The following is a 4523-nucleotide window of genomic DNA, read 5'->3' as shown; positions in this document are numbered from 1 at the left end:
CTCACGCCAGGCAGGTCGCCGCTCATTTGGGAGTGCCCTTGGAGGTGGTGACGGTCGATTCCTCCCGTATGGCGGCCGATCTCATGTCGATGGTGGTGCAGTTGGATGAGCCCTTGGCGGACCCAGCAGCTCTGAATGTGCTCTATATCAGCCGTCGAGCCCGCGAGATGGGGGTCAAGGTTTTGCTTTCGGGCGCCGGCGGCGACGATCTATTCACCGGGTATCGCCGGCATCGGGCTGTGGGCGCGGAAGCCGTCTGGACCTGGCTTCCCGTTGAATTTCGCAAGCGCCTCTCGCAGGTCACGGGAATGCTGGACAAGCGGAGACCCACCCTGAGGCGGCTTGGAAAACTTTTTGACGGGGCGGCGTTGGCCGGTGACCGCCGGTTGATCAACTATTTTCTGTGGATGTCCCACGATGATTTGCTGCCACTCCTCAGCAAGGATTTTGTGGCCGCGCTTGGAGCGGAAAGAGCCGAGCAACCCATGTTGGAGTTTCTCGAGAAGCTTCCTCCCTCGAAGGAGCCCCTGGATCGCATGCTGGCTTTGGAACAGCGGTTCTTCCTGGCCGATCACAATCTTATCTACACGGACAAGATGTCGATGGCCGTGGGTGTCGAAACGAGAGTGCCCTATTTGGACTTGGAACTTGCTGAATTCGCCGCCCGAATTCCGTTTCGCTTCAAACAAAAAGGGGGTGAAAGCAAGTGGATCTTCAAAAAGGCGATGGAGCCCTATTTGCCTCGTTCCATCATCTATCGTCCGAAGAGCGGTTTTGGGGCTCCCTTGCGTCGGTGGATTCGATTCGAGCTCCGGGAATTGCTGGGAGACTTGCTTTCCGAGCCTTGTTTGAGAAGGAGGGGACTGTTTGAACCCCATGCAGTCCAGCAGCTCATGGCGGACAATGACAAAGGCAAAGTGGATGCAAGTTACACGCTGTTATCGCTCATTTGCGTTGAGTTGTGGTGCCAACATTTTCTGGATCAGCGGCCCGTGCGGCCATTAAGCCTTTCCCACTGAAAACGTAATGGGCGGAGGAATACCCGTCCTGGCGAAATGAAACAGATTCTGCAAAGTTTGAAAACCGGCCGGACCGAGTTGGCCGAGGTCCCTGTGCCTGCAGCAGGGGCTGGCCAGTTGCTCATTCGGACGTCCGCATCCCTGATTTCTGCTGGAACGGAGCGCAGCCTCGTTGGATTTGGAAGGGCGAATTGGATCGGAAAAGCCCGCCAGCAGCCCGACAAGGTCAAAATGGTCCTGGAGAAGGCGAAGACGGATGGCCTGGCAGCGACCCTTTCCGCGGTGCAGAGCAAGCTCGATCAACCGTTAGCGTTGGGATATTGCAACGCCGGCCGGGTGGTTCGCGCAGGTGCATGCGTGGATGGATTCTCCCCGGGCGACCGGGTGATCAGCAACGGGAAGCATGCGGAGTGGGTGGCAGTGCCCAAAAACCTCTGTGCGCGTATTCCCGAGGGTGTTTCGGACGAACAAGCGACCTTCGCCATGGTGGGAGCGATTGGATTGCAAGGTCTGCGGCTTGCAGTGCCCACGCTCGGGGAAACCATCGTCGTGACGGGATTGGGACTCATTGGGCTCCTGACCGTCCAACTGGCATTGGCTCACGGATGCCGGGTCATCGGAATTGATTTTGACTCCGGTCGCTGTGCGCTTGCGCAGGCCTGGGGGGTGACCACCGTGGATTTATCCAAGGGAACCGATCCTGTCGCGGTGGCCATGGAGGCGACCCAGGGAAGAGGCGTGGATGCGGTCTTAATCACGGCGGCCACTTCAAGCAACGAGCCGGTTCATCAAGCCGCAAGCATGTGCCGCAAGCGAGGGCGCATCGTCCTCGTCGGGGTGGCGGGGTTATCCCTTGCGCGGTCGGATTTTTACGAGAAGGAACTCACATTCCAGGTCTCCTGCTCTTATGGACCCGGTCGCTATGATTCGGATTATGAAGACAAGGGCCGGGATTACCCGTTTGGGTTCGTGCGATGGACCTTGCAGCGCAATGTGGAAGCCGTGCTTGAACTCGTGGAAAACCGGCGGCTCCAAATCGATCCGCTGATCACGCATCGTTTCCCCATCGCGGAAGCTGAACAAGCTTATGAAGTGGTGGCTTGCGAACAGAGCCTGGGGATTGTGCTCCAGTATCCAGGACCGGATCCATCCACGGATCCAGGCATGCCCGCCCGAACAGTGGCCCTGGATTCGGGCGGGCCGGTCGTGGCAGGCGAAGTGGTCGTCGGAGTTCTCGGAGCGGGGAATTTCTCCGGACAAGTGCTGCTCCCATCGCTTGCGAGAACCGGGGCGCGTCTGCGAACCCTTGTCTCCAGCGGGGGCGTGAGCGGGACCCACTGGGGGAAGAAGTTTGGGTTTGAGCTTTCCAGCACCGACCCTCGTGTCCCCCTGGAGGATCCCAGCATCAACGTGCTGATCATTGCGACACGGCATGAACATCATGCGTCACTCGTCGTGCAATCGCTCTCCGCCGGCAAGCGCACCTATGTTGAAAAACCGCTCTGTTTGACCGGGGAAGAACTGGCCGACATACGAAAAGCCTACACGTCGGCACGAAATCCGTTTCTGATGGTGGGCTTTAACCGCCGATACGCGCCGCATATCGTCAAGATCAAGGCCTTGCTCGCGGGCCGCTGCGGACCCAGGGCGTTCTGCATCATGGCCAATGCCGGAGCGATTCCCGCCCATCATTGGACCCAGGACGCCGCGGCGGGAGGAGGCCGGATTCTTGGCGAGGCCGTTCATTACATTGACCTGCTGCGTTCCCTGGCCGGGGTGCCCATCGCGCAAGCCTCCATTGTCTTCGTGGAGGGACTGGCGCCGGACACGCGGGATGTGGCGACCCTGCAGTTTCTTTTTGAGGACGGGTCTATTGGAACCATTCATTACTGGGCGAACGGGTCCAAGTCGTTTCCCAAGGAGAGGCTGGAGGTTTTTTGTGGCGGTGGGATCTTGCAGCTCGACAATTTCAGGACCTTGCGGGGATTTGGCTGGCCGGGATTCAGGGGCCAACGGCTTTGGAGCCAAGACAAGGGACATCAGGCCGAGATGGCCGCGCTCGTGAAGGCGGTGAAGGAGGGCCAACCGAGCCCGATTCCATTTGAAGAATTGATTGAAGTCGCCGAGGTGAGCCTGGCCCTTGCTGGCGGACGGAGTTACCAGAGGGATGGTTCGTGAGAATTGATCTCATTGCGGGGGCGAGGCCCAATTTCATGAAGATTGCCTCCTTGGTGGAGGCACTTGATGACGCGGCTTTGCGAGGGTCACGATTAACGTATCGTTTGATTCATACCGGCCAGCATTATGACCGGTCCATGTCCGGGGAGTTTTTTGCTCAACTCGGTTTGCCGGAGCCGCAAGTCAACCTCGAGGTAGGCTCGGGTTCTCATGCCGAACAAACGGCGGGCATCATGATTGGCTACGAAAGGTTGCTCCTGCGTGATCGCAGCGATCTTTGCCTCGTCGTCGGGGACATCACATCGACCATGGCGTGCGCCGTCACGGCGCAGAAGCATCAACTGCGAGTGGCGCATGTTGAGGCGGGTATTCGATCCGGAGACTGGCGCATGCCGGAGGAGATCAATCGTCTGGTGACGGACGCGGTGACCAATTGGTTTTTCACGACCAGTGAAACCGCCAATGAAAATTTGAGGCGCAGCGGAGTGGAGTCATCGCGCATTTTCTTCGTCGGCAATACCATGATTGACACGCTGCTCAAGCAGTTGCCCCGACTGCGGCCTCCGGAGTGCTGGCTCCCGTTGAAACTGGAATCCCGGAATTACCTTGTCGTGACGCTGCACCGTCCCGGGAACGTGGATCATCCTGAAAATCTGTTACGGATTCTGGATGCCATGTCCACCGCCGCGAAAGGATTGCCGGTGGTTTTTCCCATGCATCCTCGAACCGCCCGCGTCTTCCAAAGCATTTCCCAACGAGCACCCCGTCTGCACTATGTGGAGCCCATGGGTTATCTGGAGTTCAATTATCTGGTCAAGAACGCGCTCGCTGTGGTGACAGACTCCGGTGGGGTGACGGAGGAGACCACGGTGCTTGGCGTGCCATGCCTGACGCTCCGGGACACGACGGAGCGTCCGGAAACGGTCACCCAAGGCACGAACGAACTGCTGGGCACGGATCCGCGCGCACTTTCCCCGGCTTTGGACCGCGTCTTCGCCGGGGACTGGAAGAAAGGGCGTGTTCCGGACCGATGGGATGGGCGGGCCGGCCGTCGGATTGTCGAACATCTCGAGCGTTTGCTTGTGGACCCGCGGTGAAGGCTGGAATGCGGGAACTGCGCAGGGCGGGGCTGAAGTCGCGGGCGCGGGACCTGCTGGACATCGCCAGGAAGTTGGGGCCTCGCTGGCTGAGCTATCGTGCGTGGTTGGTGGGTCAGCAGCGGCTGGGTCACTTGGAGCGGGCGATGCCATCCGGTTCCTGGTCGGACTGGCCGTTGGACCGCCACCTCTCGGACTCCAAGCTCGCTGACACGGGCTCTTACCACGA

At 59.4% G+C, this 4523-nt stretch carries 3 protein-coding genes; all 3 read left to right on the top strand.

Annotated elements, in window-relative coordinates; all coding sequences use genetic code 11:
* The coding region (locus tag FJ404_19390) for an asparagine synthetase B (protein MBM3825015.1) at positions 1 to 1019 on the top strand (1019 nt) is incomplete at its 5' end.
* 36 nt (positions 1020 to 1055) lie between these two features.
* Positions 1056 to 3197 (top strand): zinc-binding dehydrogenase, encoded by a 2142-nt coding sequence (locus FJ404_19385; protein ID MBM3825014.1) that lies wholly within the window; start codon positions 1056 to 1058, stop codon positions 3195 to 3197.
* Positions 3194 to 4294 carry a UDP-N-acetylglucosamine 2-epimerase (non-hydrolyzing) gene (locus tag FJ404_19380; protein MBM3825013.1) on the top strand — a complete coding sequence of 367 codons (1101 nt, stop codon included), beginning with the start codon at positions 3194 to 3196 and terminating at the stop codon, positions 4292 to 4294. The genes FJ404_19385 and FJ404_19380 overlap by 4 nt, the downstream gene beginning before the upstream one ends.
* Positions 4295 to 4523: the final 229 nt, after the last annotated feature.

This window comes from Verrucomicrobiota bacterium (genome assembly GCA_016871495.1).
Lineage (GTDB): Bacteria > Verrucomicrobiota > Verrucomicrobiia > Limisphaerales > VHDF01 > VHDF01.
Note: the sequence above shows the minus strand (reverse complement) of the source record. Positions and strands in the feature narration are given on the sequence as shown.

Excerpts from the sequence above, each read along its gene's own strand:
- FJ404_19385 (MBM3825014.1), top strand. The coding sequence starts at position 1,056 with ATGAAACAGATTCTGCAAAGTTTGAAAACCGGCCGGACCGAGTTGGCC.